Source organism: Thomasclavelia spiroformis DSM 1552 (assembly GCF_025149465.1).
Classification (GTDB): domain Bacteria; phylum Bacillota_I; class Bacilli_A; order Erysipelotrichales; family Coprobacillaceae; genus Thomasclavelia; species Thomasclavelia spiroformis.
This window is the reverse complement of record NZ_CP102275.1, coordinates 2490573-2507163: the sequence shown is the minus strand read 5'-3', so window position 1 is coordinate 2507163 and position 16591 is coordinate 2490573. Positions and strand designations below refer to the sequence as shown.

At 26.0% G+C, this 16591-nt stretch carries 17 protein-coding genes and 1 pseudogene; 16 read left to right on the top strand and 2 right to left on the bottom strand.

What is annotated here, in order from left to right:
• Positions 1 to 2 precede the first annotated feature (2 nt).
• From lysA to NQ543_RS11920, 5 genes are all read left to right on the top strand, one after another.
• A complete protein-coding gene (lysA, locus tag NQ543_RS11940) occupies positions 3 to 1310 on the top strand; it encodes a diaminopimelate decarboxylase (protein ID WP_004610891.1) in 1308 nt (435 codons plus the stop codon).
• Between the two features lie 91 nt (positions 1311 to 1401).
• Positions 1402 to 2097: a LytR/AlgR family response regulator transcription factor gene (locus NQ543_RS11935; protein ID WP_004610892.1), complete on the top strand. Its 696-nt coding sequence runs from the start codon at positions 1402 to 1404 to the stop codon at positions 2095 to 2097.
• Positions 2094 to 3320, top strand: coding sequence for a GHKL domain-containing protein (locus tag NQ543_RS11930; protein WP_004610893.1), 1227 nt, complete (start codon positions 2094 to 2096; stop codon positions 3318 to 3320). The genes NQ543_RS11935 and NQ543_RS11930 overlap by 4 nt, the downstream gene beginning before the upstream one ends.
• A 74-nt stretch (positions 3321 to 3394) precedes the next feature.
• Positions 3395 to 3955, top strand: coding sequence for an accessory gene regulator B family protein (locus NQ543_RS11925; RefSeq protein WP_039904810.1), 561 nt, complete (start codon positions 3395 to 3397; stop codon positions 3953 to 3955).
• Positions 3939 to 4070 (top strand): cyclic lactone autoinducer peptide, encoded by a 132-nt coding sequence (locus NQ543_RS11920; protein ID WP_004610895.1) that lies wholly within the window; start codon positions 3939 to 3941, stop codon positions 4068 to 4070. Before NQ543_RS11925 ends, NQ543_RS11920 begins: the two co-directional genes overlap by 17 nt.
• A 224-nt stretch (positions 4071 to 4294) precedes the next feature.
• Here NQ543_RS11920 and NQ543_RS11915 read toward each other — a convergent pair whose 3' ends face one another.
• Positions 4295 to 4984: a GTP pyrophosphokinase gene (locus NQ543_RS11915; protein WP_004610896.1), complete on the bottom strand. Its 690-nt coding sequence runs from the start codon at positions 4982 to 4984 to the stop codon at positions 4295 to 4297.
• A 72-nt stretch (positions 4985 to 5056) separates the two neighbouring features.
• On the opposite strand from NQ543_RS11915, the gene NQ543_RS11910 reads away from it, so the two are divergent.
• Both NQ543_RS11910 and NQ543_RS11905 read left to right on the top strand, forming a co-directional pair.
• A complete protein-coding gene (locus NQ543_RS11910; protein WP_004610897.1) occupies positions 5057 to 5419 on the top strand; it encodes a hypothetical protein in 363 nt (120 codons plus the stop codon).
• 106 nt (positions 5420 to 5525) lie between these two features.
• Positions 5526 to 7517, top strand: a complete 1992-nt coding sequence (locus NQ543_RS11905) for an AAA family ATPase (protein WP_004610898.1) — start codon at positions 5526 to 5528, stop codon at positions 7515 to 7517.
• Between the two features lies 1 nt (position 7518).
• Here NQ543_RS11905 and NQ543_RS11900 read toward each other — a convergent pair whose 3' ends face one another.
• Positions 7519 to 8436: a Na/Pi cotransporter family protein gene (locus NQ543_RS11900; RefSeq protein WP_083784309.1), complete on the bottom strand. Its 918-nt coding sequence runs from the start codon at positions 8434 to 8436 to the stop codon at positions 7519 to 7521.
• Between the two features lie 128 nt (positions 8437 to 8564).
• Here NQ543_RS11900 and ispD point away from each other — a divergent pair, with 128 nt between their 5' ends.
• From ispD to NQ543_RS11855, 9 genes and pseudogenes are all read left to right on the top strand, one after another.
• Positions 8565 to 9200: a 2-C-methyl-D-erythritol 4-phosphate cytidylyltransferase gene (ispD, locus tag NQ543_RS11895; RefSeq protein ID WP_039904814.1), complete on the top strand. Its 636-nt coding sequence runs from the start codon at positions 8565 to 8567 to the stop codon at positions 9198 to 9200.
• A gap of 145 nt (positions 9201 to 9345) precedes the next feature.
• The gene (rpsF, locus tag NQ543_RS11890; RefSeq protein ID WP_004610901.1) at positions 9346 to 9627 is read left to right on the top strand and encodes a 30S ribosomal protein S6; all 282 of its coding nucleotides are present in this window, start codon (positions 9346 to 9348) and stop codon (positions 9625 to 9627) included.
• A gap of 15 nt (positions 9628 to 9642) precedes the next feature.
• Positions 9643 to 10104 (top strand): single-stranded DNA-binding protein, encoded by a 462-nt coding sequence (ssb, locus tag NQ543_RS11885; protein WP_004610902.1) that lies wholly within the window; start codon positions 9643 to 9645, stop codon positions 10102 to 10104.
• A gap of 17 nt (positions 10105 to 10121) precedes the next feature.
• Positions 10122 to 10352 (top strand): 30S ribosomal protein S18, encoded by a 231-nt coding sequence (gene rpsR, locus NQ543_RS11880; RefSeq protein ID WP_004610903.1) that lies wholly within the window; start codon positions 10122 to 10124, stop codon positions 10350 to 10352.
• A gap of 765 nt (positions 10353 to 11117) precedes the next feature.
• Positions 11118 to 11938, top strand: a pseudogene (locus NQ543_RS11875) (transporter substrate-binding domain-containing protein).
• A 2-nt stretch (positions 11939 to 11940) separates the two neighbouring features.
• The gene (locus NQ543_RS11870) at positions 11941 to 12657 is read left to right on the top strand and encodes an amino acid ABC transporter permease (RefSeq protein ID WP_004610907.1); all 717 of its coding nucleotides are present in this window, start codon (positions 11941 to 11943) and stop codon (positions 12655 to 12657) included.
• A complete protein-coding gene (locus NQ543_RS11865; RefSeq protein ID WP_004610908.1) occupies positions 12657 to 13409 on the top strand; it encodes an amino acid ABC transporter ATP-binding protein in 753 nt (250 codons plus the stop codon). The genes NQ543_RS11870 and NQ543_RS11865 overlap by 1 nt, the downstream gene beginning before the upstream one ends.
• A gap of 420 nt (positions 13410 to 13829) precedes the next feature.
• Complete coding sequence (locus NQ543_RS11860; RefSeq protein WP_004610909.1) at positions 13830 to 14105, top strand: hypothetical protein; 276 nt, start codon at positions 13830 to 13832, stop codon at positions 14103 to 14105.
• A gap of 1273 nt (positions 14106 to 15378) precedes the next feature.
• Positions 15379 to 16563: an IS110 family RNA-guided transposase gene (locus tag NQ543_RS11855; RefSeq protein WP_039903945.1), complete on the top strand. Its 1185-nt coding sequence runs from the start codon at positions 15379 to 15381 to the stop codon at positions 16561 to 16563.
• The last annotated feature ends 28 nt before the right edge of the window (positions 16564 to 16591 follow it).

Genomic DNA, 16591 nt, shown 5'->3' with positions numbered 1-16591 from the left:
ATATGGTATTACAAACAGAGTTTGCACAAATAAAAAATAATAATTTATATATTGATGAAATCAAAGCAACTGATTTAGTAGAAAAATATGGAACACCATTATATGTTATGAGTGAAGGACATATTAGACAACAATTTAATACACTTAAAACAAAAATGCTTGAAAAATATGAAAATACATTACCATTATTTGCATCTAAATCATTTTCTTGTCTTGCGATATATAAAATAGCAAAAGAATATGGAATAGGAATTGATTGCGTTTCTGCAGGGGAAATTTCAATCGCTTTAAAAGCAGGTTTTGACCCTAAAAAAATATATTTTCATGGAAATAATAAATTACCATCAGAAATAGAATATGCATTAAGTCATGGAGTTGAAAATTTAGTTATAGACAATTTTTATGAAATTGAATTAGTTCAAGAAATTGCTAAAAAATTAAATATAGTTGTTAATGGCGTAATAAGAATAACACCAGGAGTATATGCAGGAGGACATGATTATATTCGTGTAGGTGCTAAAGATACTAAGTTTGGATTTAGTAGTCATGACAATACATATTTAAAAGCAATAAAAAAGGTTATAGATGCATCTAATATTAATTTTGATGGAATTCATTGTCATGTTGGTAGTCAAATTGAAGAAATTCAGGCCTATGTTTTAGCAATGAATAAATTTGTTGATATAGCTTATGAGATTTATGATATTTTTGGAATTACTATTAACAAATTAAATGCCGGTGGAGGTTTTGGAATTTGTTATACAAAAGCTGATAAACCATTAGAATTTGAATTAGTTGTTGATACAATTATGGATATTATAACAAAAGGATTTGAAGCACGTAATTTAAAACGCCCAATGGTATTAGTAGAACCAGGACGTTACTGTGTTGGAAATGCAGGTATAACCTTATATACAGTCGGATCTTATAAAAATATTAAAGATATTCGGGATTATATTAGTGTTGATGGCGGAATGACTGATAATATTCGTTCTAGTTTATATGCAGCAAAATATGATGCAATTATTGCTAATAAAGCAGAAATGCCTGCTGATCGATTAGTTACAGTAGCTGGAAAAAATTGTGAATCTGGAGATATTTTAATTAAAGATATTATGTTACAAGATCCTAAACCAGGAGATATTTTAGCAATGTTTTCAACTGGAGCATACCACTATACAATGTCATCTAATTATAATCAATTACCTAAACCAGCTGTAGTGTTTACTTATAAAGGTAAATCTAGAGAAGTAATTAGACGTCAAACATTTGATGATTTGATATATTATGATATTGATTCAAAATATTAAAAGCGGTTATAACCGCTTTTAATTTTGACAGAAAAAATAATAATGAATCTTATAATATTCTATGTTATTATTTGAATAAAGGAGGTTAAAAATGAAAATATTGATTATAGAGGATGATTTTATTTTTGGAGAAAAATTAAAGAAACTATTAGATGAAAAATTTGCCGGCAAGAAAAATGAAATTGTAATTCAAAAGAATATAACTAACTTGGATTTAAGTCAAAATTACGATTATTATTTTATTGATATCATGTTAGATGGAGAAAATGGTATTAATTGTGGTAAAGCAATTCTTGATAAGAATTATTTTGCTAAAATCATATATATGTCTTCAGAGGATAGTTTAGTATATGATACATTTGTAAGCAAAGTATATTTCTTTTTAAGGAAAGAAAATCTAATTCAGGATTTAGAAAGATTATGGTATAAAATAGAACAAGATAGTATAAAAAATAATGATTATATTGAGATAATATCCAAACGAAAAAGAGAATTGATTCTAAAGAAAGATATTATATATATCGAATCAAATAGAAATAAATGTCAAATATATTTACTTGATGGACAATATGATGTGTATAAAACATTAAAATCATTTTTAAGTGAATTAAATGCTGATAAGTTTTTTAGAGTTAATAATTATACGATTATCAATTTAGAATATATTAAAAATGTAAATAACAAAAAGATAACATTAATAAATGGTAAACAATTTACTTTAAAGAAAAATTATAATAGTTTTGTTGATGCATATCATAATAATTATATGAAGAGGTTCAAACAATGATAATAAATTTTTTAGAATCATTAATAGCATCATATTTCTTTACAAATTATTTTGATTTAAAAATAAATAAGTATCTATATTTTATGATTAATTTTATAATTATTAGTAGTGTAATAAACTTGTTTGGTTATATAAAAGATTATAGTATTATGTTACCATTAATTGTTGCAATGACAGCATCATTAATTGCATATATAGGAACTAAAAATAATTATTTAGAAATATTATTTATTACTTTTTTTGATGAATTGATAGTTGGATTATCAATAACTATTTCTTTATTAGTAGATGGATTAGTATATCCATTTATAAGAAGTCTTATTGCAAAGATGTTATATTTTATAATTGTTTTTATTGTTATAAAAATATGTAAAGAAAAAGAAATAAAATTAGAGTCAATATATTGGAAATTATTAGCAGTTGTAGTTATAGTATTTTATTTTGCTTACACTATTTTGTTACAATCTTATTTAGGAATGGAATTGAATAGGGTTTTGGTGTTTATAACATTATTGTCTCTTGGCTTATCAGTGATTGGTATTGCGATAATTGTTTATTATATATCAAAATTAGAAAAACAAAATCAAGAAACACAGTTTTCATTACAAAAATTGGAAATGGAACAAAGTAATTATGTACAACTTAATGAAGTAGCTAAAGAAATTAAAATAATTAGACACGATTTGAAACATGATTATTTATTAATAGGAAGTTATTTAGAAAATAAAAATTATTCTAAAATAAATGAAATCGTTAAATCGCGTATAAAAGATTTGCATGAGGGAGTGAATACTGTTAATAGTGCAAATGAATTGATAAATACAATTATTAATTATAAACTTATGATAGCAGATAGTAAAAGTATTGAAGTAAATTGCGATTTAAATGTAAGTAATAAAATATATATGAAAGACTATCATTTAAATGAATTATTATCTAATTTAATTGATAATGCAATTGAAAATTGTTCTAAAAATAATCCTAAAATAAATATAATTATTAATGAAGATGTATTTTTGTATATAGAAGTTATCAATAGTATTGATGTATCTGTTTTGAACACTAACCCTAATTTAATAACTAATAAAAAAGGAGATATTCATGGACATGGTATTAGAAGTATAAAAAGGATTGTTAATGAGTATAATGGAAATATAAATTTTTTTGAAAACGGTTTAAAATTTCATGTGTCAATAATTATTCCGTTAAATTATCCTCATTAAAATGCTATTTGTCCTAAGTATATTTAATTATTTTTAAAAATATTATAAGATAATACACGGAGGCGGTGAAAGGATTGATACAAGGTATATCGAATTGGCTACTAGATATATGTAATAATAATAATGTTATAGATTATGACGAAGAAATTTTTCTATATGGGGTCGAAGTAATCATAACATCTTTGATTAATATAGCTTTACTTTTAACAGTTGGATTGGTAAGTGGAACAACTGATCAGGCGTTGGTTTATTTTGTCTCTTATGCATTTTTAAGAAAGTTCATTGGTGGATATCATTGCAACACTAATTTGAAATGTATTACGTTTAATGTTTCTAAGTATATTCTCTATGTACTTATTTGCCCACACATAGAAATATCAATAATAATTATGCTGTTAATAATTCTATTTACCCTAGTTTTAATAGTATATAAAGCACCATTTGAGCATAGAAATAGACCAATTAGCCTTGAAGATAAAATTGTATATAAAAAATATGCATTTATAATAGCATTTATTTATGGAGGAGCAATTTTATTATTTAGTACATATAGCTATATCTTATCATATGTTTTAGTTATTATAAACTTATCTGCAATACCTTGTATTCTAGAGAGTTATGAAAAAAGTTCTTAAATTATTTAGTAAACTTGTTTTAACTGCTTCTGCTGGTGCAGTTAGTGGTGCATCTCGTTGGGCTGATTACCAACCAAAAGAATCAGAAGTATTAAAAAAATTAAAGAAATTTTAATGAGGGGAAACTTTCTTTAATCATTTACCTTTTCTTCTTCCACTATATAACTAAGTTATAGAAATTGTATATACAAAAATATGTGGTAACACAAAATATTATTAGCTTAAGTATGTTGACGAAAAAGAGAGTAAAGAAATCAGTTATATTTTAACTGATTTCTTTTACTTTATTAGTATTAAAAAGGATTAGGATTATTGAGTCTTAATCCTAATCTGATTAAATTATTTCTTTTTTTGCGGTTTGCTTAATTCTTCATGAATTCCTTGCATTTTATAATCCAAATTAGAGATAGTTTTAGCACAATCAATTAATTCATCAAGTACTCGTTTAGAGACGTCATTAATTGATTTATAACGTAAATGATGTTCTAAGCTCGCCCAGAAATCCATAGCTATAGTTCTGATTTGAATTTCAACTGGAATAGGTTGAACTTTTTCTGCTAAAAATATCGGTATTTCAACTACTAAATGTAGACTACGATAGCCATTTTCTTTGGGATGTTTTATATAATCTTTTTTCTTTAATAATTTAACATCACTTTGTTTTATCAGTAAGTCTGCTATTTTGTAAACATCACTAACATAGTTACAAACAACACGTACCCCAGCAATATCTGTCAAATTAATTGTGATTGATTCTAAAGAAACTTCTAAACCTCTTTTTTCTAATTTACCAAGGATACTTTTTACGGATTTTAAACGATATTCCATATGATGAATAGGATTATGATCATGTTTAACTTTAAATTCATCATCAAGAATTTCTAATTTTGTTCTTATTTCCTTAATACCGGCTTCGTAAACTTGTTGTAAAGATACAAATTCTTGAAGTGTATCGGATACCTCTTCATTGGTAACTATAGAAGAAAACGGATCGCTAATTATTTCTTTTTGCATTATTTTATCTGCCATAAGATAACCTCTTTTTTAATATTTTGTATATTTTCATCATAGTTGTTAATAATGAACTTGAGGTGAACTTATATGAAAAAAATAATAGTAATTGTATTAATTTTAATGAACGTAGTGAGTGTAAATGCATCTAGCAATATTCCAAAATATAAAATAGTAGCTAATAGTAATAGTGAAAAAGATATTAAAAAGATGTATGAAATTAAAAATGATTTAATTAATGATTATCGTACTTGGGCAAAAGGTGTTGACGATATTGATCAGGTTTTAGCAGATCATCAAAAAGATTATGATGCTAATTATTATAATGGTGAATATAAAATTATTTTGGGAGAAGGAAAGGGTAAAACTCTTAAAGGTGAATTAAAAGTTAGTTATTGTACAAGTAGTAAAGAAATAAAAAAGAAGTCTTTTTTTGCAGAATTATTCTCATAAGATTATCGTTTTGATAGTCTTTTTTTATACTTTGTTTTAGGTTTAAAATACAGTAATTCGTTAATAATTTAATATGTTAAACATATAATTAAATTAGAGGTGAAACATGTTAACTAAATTTGATGAACAAGCCCAAAAAGCAATTGTTGTTGGAGAGAGTATTGCTTTTGATTTAGGTCATAATAATGTAGGTAGTGAGCATTTATTATTGTCATTATTAAAAATAAGCAATTCTAAATTAAAAGAACTTGTTAAAAAATATAATGTAGATGATAAGAATATATATGAGGATATAAAAAGGTTGTTTGGAAAAAATGATGATCAACCTTTTTATATGGAGTATAGTGATGCAGTAAAAAGTATATTAGAAAGAGCAATAGAAATTACAAATGAACAAAATAAAAGTAAAGTTACTTTAAATATTTTAACAATTGCATTATTACAAAGTAAAGAAAGTGTTGCTTATGAATTATTAAAAAAATATCAAGTTGATTTTGATGATATAATTTATCAATTAAATGAGAGCAGTGAATTAGAAACAAAATTAGATCAAATTCAATCATTAGTCAATCTTAATAAAAAAGTAAAAAATGGTGAGAATTTAATAGTTGGAAGACAAAAAGAACTAGAAAAATTATGTATGATATTAAGCAAAAAAGAAAAAAATAATGCTTTGATTATTGGTGAGGCTGGTGTTGGAAAATCGGCGTTAGTCGAAAAATTAGCATATTTAATAAATCAAAAGAAAGTAAATGAAGGATTAAAAGGAAAAATAATTTATGAGTTAAGTTTATCTAGTATTGTTGCGGGAACTAAATATCGTGGTGAATTTGAAGAAAAATTAAGAAAAATTATTGATAAAGTTAAAGAGATGGATAATGTTATTATATTTATTGATGAAATTCATAATTTAATTGGAGCAGGAGGTGCTGAGGGAGCCATAGATGCAGCTAATATATTAAAACCATATCTAGCAAGAAAAGATTTAACGATTATTGGTGCTACTACAATTGAAGAGTATTATCAGCATTTTGAAAAAGATCAAGCTATGAATCGTCGTTTTAGTATAATAACATTAAAAGAAAATACTAAAGGAGAAACTTTTGATATTCTTAAAGAGACTAAATCTTTCTATGAAAAATTCCATAAAATAGAGATTGATGACGATGTATTAAGATATTTAGTTGAAAATGTAGATCGTTATATTAAAAATAGAACTTTTCCAGATAAAGCTATTGATATTTTTGATTTATCATGTGTTAAAACAAGATTTAAACAGCAACACATTATTACAAAACAAATTGTAAAAGATGTTATAGAAGAATATACGTCAATTAAAATAAATGACAATTATAATTTTGATGAAATAAAATCAAAATTAAATGTGGAAATAATTGGTCAAAGTGAAGCCATTGAAAAAATTATCAACCAATTAAAAATAACAAAAACTACTAATCAACCCTCGGCAATCATGTTATTTAGCGGTAGCAGCGGTGTTGGAAAAAGTGAGATGGCTAAACAACTTGCAAAATGTTTATCTAGAAAACTAATTAGATTAGATATGAGTGAATACAAAGATAGTAGTAGTGTACAAAAAATTATTGGGGCTGCTCCTGGATATGTAGGATATGATAAACCTAGTTTATTATTAAGTCAGTTACAGATTTATCCTAAGAGTATTATTTTATTAGATGAAATTGATAAAGCTTGTCAAGATGTTATTAATATATTTTTACATGTATTTGATGAAGGTTTTTTAGAAGACAGTCATAAAAGAAAAGTTGATTTTAGAAATACTATTATAATCATGACAACTAACCAAAGTTGTGTTAAAGGAAAACTAGGTTTTAAAAAGAATACAATTAGTAAATTGAATAATTATAAATTTAGTGAAGATTTATTAACGCGGATTGATGAAATTATTAATTTTAAAAATCTTACTAAAACAGATTTAAAGAAAATTATTCGTAAAAATATTAATCATGAAATAAAAGAAGAAGATATTCAAAATATATTAAAGGATTATGATATAAAGCAACAAGCACGAGGAATTATTAAGAAAGCAAATAAATATTTTCAATGTAAAGTTAAAACTTAGATCAATGATCTAAGTTTTCTTTGTTAGGAATGATTTTATAAACAATATTTATTAGTAGGTTATCAAATGGCAAGAATATAATTGTCGAAACAATGTTAAATATTACATGCATATAAGCTATTTGCATCATGTAATTAGAAGTAAGTGTAGAAACAAAATTAATAAAAGGAATAAAATACGATGTAACTAAAAAAATAATTGCACCAATTAAATTTATTAGAATATGAATAAGAGTAAGACGTTTAGAATTTAAATCACCATTTATTGAAGCAATTAATGCAGTAATACAAGTACCAATATTTTGTCCATAAATAACATTAGTAGCCATTGAAAAACTAATTAATCCTTTTTGATATATTGTTTGTAAAACAGCAACTGAAGCAGTTGAGCTTTGGATAATGGCAGTAAAGATTGTTCCTGCTAACATTGCTGTAATTGGATTATTTAATTTTGAAAATAAATTAATAAAATAAGGAGAGTATTGTAAAGGAGAAATTGATTTTGACATACCAGCCATTGCTAAAAAAATCAAACCTAAAGCTAATGTTGTTTTACCAAGATAAAATAATTTACTTTTAAAAAACATCAAAATAATTCCTATAATACATAAATATATTGTAAATTTACCAATATCAAATGCTATTAATAACCCGGTAAATGTAGTACCAATATTTGCTCCAAGAATGATCCATGTAGCTTGATTAAGAGTAATAAGATGACTATTTAATAAACTGATTAAAATTACTGATGTTGCAGATGAGCTATGAATTATTGCTGTAATTACTGTTCCTATTAAGACACCTAAATATTTATTAGAAGTTAAGTTATAAAGAATTTTTTTTAGTTTATCATTAGCTAAGGTATCAAGACTAGAAGACATTGAATGTATGGCATATAAGAAAATGGCTAAACTTAATATAAAACAAATTATATTTTTTATGATAAAATCACATCCTTTTTATTATATATATTAAGTAATTGATAAATAATGTTGGTTTTCAAGTTAAAGATTAAATGATAAAATAGAGAAAGATGGGATGTGAAAATATGAATTATAGTGCAATTGTATTATGTGCTGGTAAAGGAAGTAGAAGTGGATTAACTTATAATAAAATGTTATATCGTTTTAAAAATAAAACTGTTTATGAGATGACTATGGATATATTTTTAAATGATGAACGTTGTAAACAAATTGTTGTGGTGACTAAAGAAGAAGAACTTGATGATTTAAAAAAATTAATTTCGTCAAAAAAAATAGATTATGTTTTTGGCGGTAAAGAACGTCAAGATAGTGTTTATAATGGTTTGCAAGTAGTTAAAGAAGATTATGTTTTAATTCACGATGGAGCTAGACCATACTTAAAAAAAGAAAATATTGATGACATATTGGAATGTTTAAATAAAAATAATGCTTGTTTATTAGTAGTACCTGTCAAAGATACAATTAAAGTATGTATGGATGGTAATATTGTGAAAACTTTACCAAGAGAACAATTAGTTCAAGCTCAAACTCCACAAGCATTTAAAACAGAGTTGATAAAAAGATGCTATCAAAAAGGAAAAGATCAAAACTATATTGCTACTGATGATGCATCTTTAGTTGAATATTTCGAAAATATTGAAGTAAAAGCAGTTTTAGGTAGTTATAGTAATATTAAAATAACTACACCAGATGATCTATAAAAAATTATTAATAAAATAATGATAAAATCAAAGAAAATATTGCTTTGCAATAAATGATGTGTTATTATAAAAAAGCATGTAAAAATATTTTATTTACTGCCTGCTTATTAAAAAATAAGCCGATAGACCATAGGAGGTATAAAAAATGAACAAGTATGAGATTATGTTTATTGTAAAACCTGACGTTGAAGAAGAAGCAAGAAATACTTTAATTGAAAACTTCAAAAATATTTTAACAGCTAACGGTGGAACTGTTGACAACGTTGACGAATGGGGATTACGCGATTTAGCTTATGAAATTCAAGATTTCAAAAAAGGTTACTATGTAGTTGTAGATACAACTTGTACAGCTGCAGATGTTGCTGAATTTGAACGTTTATCAAACATCAATTCATCTATGTTACGTCATTTAACTCTTCGTAAATAGTAGGAGGCGTTTTAGATGATAAATAGAGTAGTCTTAGTTGGACGTATGACTAGAGATCCTGAGCTTAGAAGAACACCTCAAGGTGATGCAGTTACATCATTTACTTTAGCAGTAAATCGTAACTACACTAGTAGAGATGGTCAACAACAAGCTGATTTTATCAATTGTGTTGTTTGGCGTAAACCAGCTGAGAATGTTGAAAGATATTGTTCTAAAGGAAGTTTAGTTGGAGTTGAAGGTAGAATTCAAACTCGTAGCTATGATAATTCACAAGGACAAAAAGTTTATGTAGTTGAGGTAATTTGTGATAGTGTTCAGTTTTTAGAAACTAGAGCTGCTCGTGAAAGAGCTCAATCTCAACCACAAATGCAACAAAATAATGATAATTTCTATGATATGAAAACAGTGGAATTAGAAAAAGAATTTGATAATTCTTTTAATACATATGATATCATGGAAGATGATATTCAGTTTTAAAGAAAGGAGTTTTAAAAATGGCATTTAGAAAACAAAGAATGGGAAGAAAAAAAGTATGTTATTTTACAAAAAATAATATCACATATATTGATTATAAAGATGTTGAATTATTAAAAAGATTCGTTTCAGCAAATGGTAAAATTATTCCAAGACGTGTAACTGGAACTAGCGCAAAATATCAAAGAATGTTAGCTACAGCCATTAAACGTGCTCGTCAAATGGCTTTATTACCATACGTTGGAGATTAATTAAAAGAAGCCTTGATTTTATCAAGGTTTTTTTGCTTGGATTTATTTATCTAATACTGGTTTGCTAATATTATACGTTTAATTGTTCTTATAATGGACCATTTTATATATATTTGAGTACAAACGAAAAACTGTTTTTAATGTTTTATTTGTCATAATATTATTATCATTATCAGTATTCTATAATTATAGATATATGGGTTATGACTAAAACTGTGAATTGTAAATACTTGATATGTTCGTTTTTTTATGTATATTTGAACTTATTTAATAATGAGTAATAATTCATGAATATATTATGTTTTAATCAGCTTATGATTATGAAATAAATATAAATTGTTTATATATTTGAATGTTATTAAAATTACATAAAATTTTAGTTGGTCAAGAGAAATATAATTTAATTAATTCTTCAAACATAAAAGAAGAATTTTTTATTATAGAAAAAGGAATTGAAGACAAATTTAAAACTCATAAAAAATAAATATTTTTTGTATACAAAAATAACTATAAATTTAAATAAAACTTGTTTATAGTGTTAGTTATATATTCTTGATGAATTATTTATCAAATTTTAAGAGAAAATGATATTAACTAGTAAAAACAGGTATAAAAATGTTTTATAATTCATAGGAGTATTTTTAATTATAAAAATCAGTATAAATTTAAACATATTTTAATATTTATACCCTTTGTTTTAATACATTTTTTATTTTTATTAATATATACTAAATATCATAAAATAACAGGAGGATATAAATTGAAATGAAAAAAATATTAGTATTAATAGTAATTGCTTTGGTTTTAACAGGATGTAATTCTAATAGCGATTCGGCAACTAATAAGAAAGAACAATTTGTGGTAGGGATGGAATGTGGATATGCCCCGTTTAATTGGCAAACATCTTCTAAAAGTAAATATACAGTATCTTTAGGAAGTACTGGTTATGCAGATGGATATGATGTTCAAATTGCAAAAAAATTGCAAAAGCTCTTAATCGAGAACTTGTTATAAAAAAAATTTCTTGGGATGGGCTTATTTTAGCATTAGATTCAGGTGAAATCGATGCAGTAATTGCAGGAATGACTGCTAACGAAACAAGAGAAAGTGGAGCAGATTTTACAACACCTTATTATGATAGTAAAGGTATGATTATGATTGTGCGTAAAGACAGTGAAGAATCTAATTTTAATAGCATACAACAATTTGAAGGAAAGAGTATTGTTGGACAAAAGGGTACAAATTATGATGATGTAATTGACCAAATTAAAGGAGTTAATCATGTAATACCAAAATCAACTTATCCAGAAATGGTAATTGCATTACAACAAGGTGATGTCGATGGTATTACAGCAGAAATGGCAGTTGCTGAAGGTATTTTAGCAGCGCATGATGATTTAACAATTGTACAATTTAATGAGGGAAAAGGGTTTGAAACCGATACAACCGTATCTATTGCTTTAAAAGAAGGAACAAGAGATACTGAATTTTTTAAAGCTGTTCAAGAATCAATAGATGAAATTTCAGAAAAAGAAAGAAATCAAATGATGAGTGATGCAGTAGAAAGACAACCCGCAGGAGAATAAAGATGAGTATTGATTTTAATAAAGCATGGGAAATATTTGTTAGTAATTTTCCGCAATTTCTATATGGTATAGAGATTACTGTTTTATATGCTATTGTAGGAACTGCAATTGGTTTATTAATAGGCTTGTTAGTTGGTACTATACGGGCTATTGAAATTAATGAACAAGATCCAGTTATTATTAAGAGTTTGAAAAAAATATTAAAATTGATTACAGGCTTTTATCTTTGGGTATTTCGAGGGACACCAATGCTTGTACAAGCAATGTTCTTGTATTATTTATTAAAACCAATATTAGGATGGACAGGGATAACAGCTGGTTTAGTTATTATTTCAATTAATACTGGTGCATATATGGCTGAGATTATAAGATCTGGTATTCAATCTGTAGATATTGGGCAGACTGAAGCAGCTAAAAGTATTGGTATGTCAACAGTACAAACTTTTAGAAAAATTGTTTTACCACAAGCTATAAAGAATTCATTTCCTTCTATAGGAAATCAGTTAATTATTAATATTAAAGATAGTTCAATGTTAAATGTAATTAGTGTAACAGAAGTTTATTTTCAGTCTACATCTATTGCTGGATCAACTTATCAATATACAGAAACATTTTTTATCACAATGATTATTTATTTAATTTTAACAACAATAGCTTCATTGATTATGAATTATTTTGAAAGAAGAATGTGTAGGGTACATGTTAAGGGGGAATATTAATGGCTGAAAAAATAATTGAAATTCAACATTTAAAGAAAAATTTTGGTCAACAGGAAGTATTGAAAGATATTAAATTTGATATTTATAAAGGAGAAGTTATAAGTATTCTAGGATCAAGTGGATCAGGAAAAAGTACTTTATTAAGATGTATCAATTTATTAGAAAAACCTGATGATGGAAAAATATTTTATAAAAATGAAAATATTGAAACTCAAGTATATAATGTAAATAAATATCGTGCTAATGTTGGTATGGTTTTTCAAAGTTTTAATCTTTTTAACAATTTAACAGTTTTAGAAAACTGTATGATAGGACAAAGAATTGTACTTAAAAAGAGCAAAAATGAAGCTTATATAACAGCTTTAAAATATTTAAAAAAGGTAGGAATGGAAGAATTTAAAAATAAAATGAGTACTCAATTATCAGGAGGTCAAAAACAAAGAGTTGCTATAGCAAGATCATTGTGCATGCATCCAGATGTTATTTTATTTGATGAGCCAACAAGTGCATTGGATCCAGAAATGGTTGATGATGTATTGAATATTATTAGAGAACTTGCTAATGAAGGTTTGACTATGGTTGTTGTAACTCATGAGATATCATTTGCTAAAGATGTTTCTTCAAGGATTATATTTATGGACAAAGGAATTATTTTAGAAGATGGAACGGCAGAACAAATTTTTGAACATCCTAAGCATGAGCGTGTTAAGAATTTTTTGCATCGAAAATCTCTAAGTTCATGTATTGCTTAATTACAAATTTTATTAAGTATACTACCTAACAAAATATATATTTCAATATAAATATTTAAACTTTAACTAAAAATTATTTAAATAATTTTATAGAAAAGTTCTGTTTTATGCAATAAAATTTAATATGTAAATAACGGATTATAATTATAAGAGCAAATTAATTTAAATGAATATTTTGCTCTTATTTGTATTTAAAAGGGAATTTAGATGTTTTATATAAAATGAATACTGATAACAAAAATAAGCTAAAAATATTTAACTTTAATATAATAATAATTATCTTTCTATTAGCCTAATTGTTATTTACTGATTATATAGTATTATTATTTATAATTTGATATAATTAAATATACTTATTTTATATTCTAAATATTAAATTTATTAGGTAAAATATTATATGATTGAAAAGGAGATATAGATATGGCTTTATTTGATGATTTAACTAAAAAAGCAGCAAAATTTACAGAAAAAACAATTGAAAAATCTTCAGAATTGGCTGATACAGCAAAGATAAAAATAAGTATCAAAAGTACTCAAGCTGATTTGGATAAACAATTTATTGAATTAGGAAAAGTATATTATGAAATGTGTTGTAAGGATAATATTTTTGATAAAGAGACTGAAGAAATAATTAAAAAAATTATTAATTTAAAAGAAAAAATAGAAAAATTAGAAGAACAATTAAATAAATGTTAAATATTAAAAAGGAATATACTTATGCCTTTATTCTATGTACGCAAAAAATACAGTTTTGAAATTGCTTTTTCATAGGTATATAATAGTCATATGTTAATTAAACCTATAGTTGAAGCATACGACTTTCTTGGCGGAAACATGGCGTGTGTTTGTTCTTCTTAGTTGGATAGGAAGTATCTTTTTGACTATCAGGTTCTCAATGAGTGTTTTTTTCACTCATTTTTTTGTTTTAAAATCTTCTTATGATGTATGATATTTGACCTGATATGTATATTTTGTCCTCTTGTTCTTTATTTTTATATCCTGTACAATTCTTTGACAAAAATTATAAAGTAATAATCTTGCATATATTTCTTGTTTGATAAGTTTCCTTTTTTTAATGTAATGCATGTAAACTTATTACATATTTAATTTGTCCGATGATGTTTCTATTTCCCATCTTTTATTATAAAGCTCATTTATATTTTCTATAGAAAATTCATCTCTATCAAGATTTGTTATGACACATTTTTATATGTATCTTCAGTTATCTTTATTCTTACTATTCTATATCAAAAATTATAGAATAGTTTTTCTTTACTTAGATAATTAAAGTTGCACTTAGAAGCCAAAAATCTATATATTTGCGGATTTTCCTTGATTTCATTTGTTTAATTGTCAGTATTCTTGAAATATTCATATAAAATTTATCAGTATCAGAATATGGCTCAAAACTACTCATTATACTACTGTTGTAAGTTATATTCCTAATTTGTATAAGGTAGTTATTTATTGAATTGACAACATGCTCAAAATTATTATAGGATTTATGACCACTGTTAGCTATGAATATGGCTTTAGGACCTTTATATCTATCAACAAGGTCATTAAAAGTACGATTTTTATTTATTTTTCTAGTACTATCGACATAAGTATACTCCAAAAGATAGTAAGTAATATGCATTGATGTGAAAGGCTTAATATGACATATTTTTCCCTGGTATATTGTAATTGACTCATTTAATAGTCATCTACAGTATACCTTCTCCTTTCTATCAACCTTGTTTATCCGTGGTTGATGACGTTTAAGTTATTCTGTAAAATATTGAATATGTGAATGTAGATTTGTATTTTTTTCCTTGTGGCTTGACTACTTTAGAAAGGATCTTACCACACCTTATTCCTAAACAATGATGAGTTAGATGAGTCTTGAATTCCTATTTTGCACCAGGTTTTGTGGTCTAAGTGTTGTGGATACCATTTCACATAATCTATTAGGAAAGGATGTTTTATCATGAAGTTAGTTGGAATCGATATTGGAAAAAACAGACACTTCTTTTGCATCATGGATAAAGATACAGGTGAACTTATTATTTCGCCTACTTCTTTTGCCAACAATAAAGAAGGATTTGATTTTCTTGTTCAAAAACTTAAACCTTATTCTAAATCTTCTGTCTTGATTGGTATGGAAGATACCGGACATTATCATTTTGCTTTGTTAAAGTATCTCTTAGATCAAAGTTTTACTGTTGCCTTGATCAATCCCAAAACGACCGATTTCACGCGCAAGCTCCAAGGTGGTATCACGAAAAATGACAAACTTGATACGCTGACTATTTGCGACGTCTTAGATACCCCCAAACGTAAGAAACAGTATCGTATTACAAAGGTTGACAGTTTCGACCTTTATGAACAAAAACAGCTGACTAGACATCATCATAATTTAAAAAAGGAAATAAACGTCTATACAAATCGTTTACAAAAATGCATTGATGTTGTGTTTCCCGAGTTTAATAGTCTATTCAAGTGCAAGTATGGTACTGTCTACATGAATGTACTTAAAACATTTGGCAGTGCTGAAAATATCGCCAGTGCTGATATCAGAACCATTCGTAAATGTTTTGACATCAAAGGCAGAGGTGGTCGTATCTCTCTGACCGCTGAAAAACTTAAAGAGTGTGCCAAATCTTCTATAGGCATTTCTTCATCTGCAGAAGTGATTCAAATCAAGCATCTCATTAGTCAAATTGAACTTATTCATGATCAAATCGCTGAAATAGATAAAAAAATAGAAGAGTTCTCTGTTCAAAACAACTCTCCTATCCTAAGTATCCCAGGAATTTCTCATTTCTCTGGTACCTCTATTTTAGCCGAATTAGGAGAGATAAGCAACTACTCCAGCGCAAGAAAAATCATTAAATTTGCAGGAGTCGCTCCTTTGCATTATGAATCCAGTCAGTTTACTGCACAGCATACCGCTATTACAAAGAAAGGATCTAAATACTTGAGAAAGACCTTATATCAAATCATACTGCCTGTGATCAACAATAATCCAGTATTCAAACAGTATTATCAATTGAAGCTTTCTCAAGGCAAGGGACATCGTTGTGCTCAGGGACATTGTGTAAGAAAGTTGCTTAGAATCATTTATCATCTATTAACTACAGGTCAGCAGTTTGACCCTGAACTCCTGAGATAGTAAATAGCCATATGCAAATTTTAAAAAT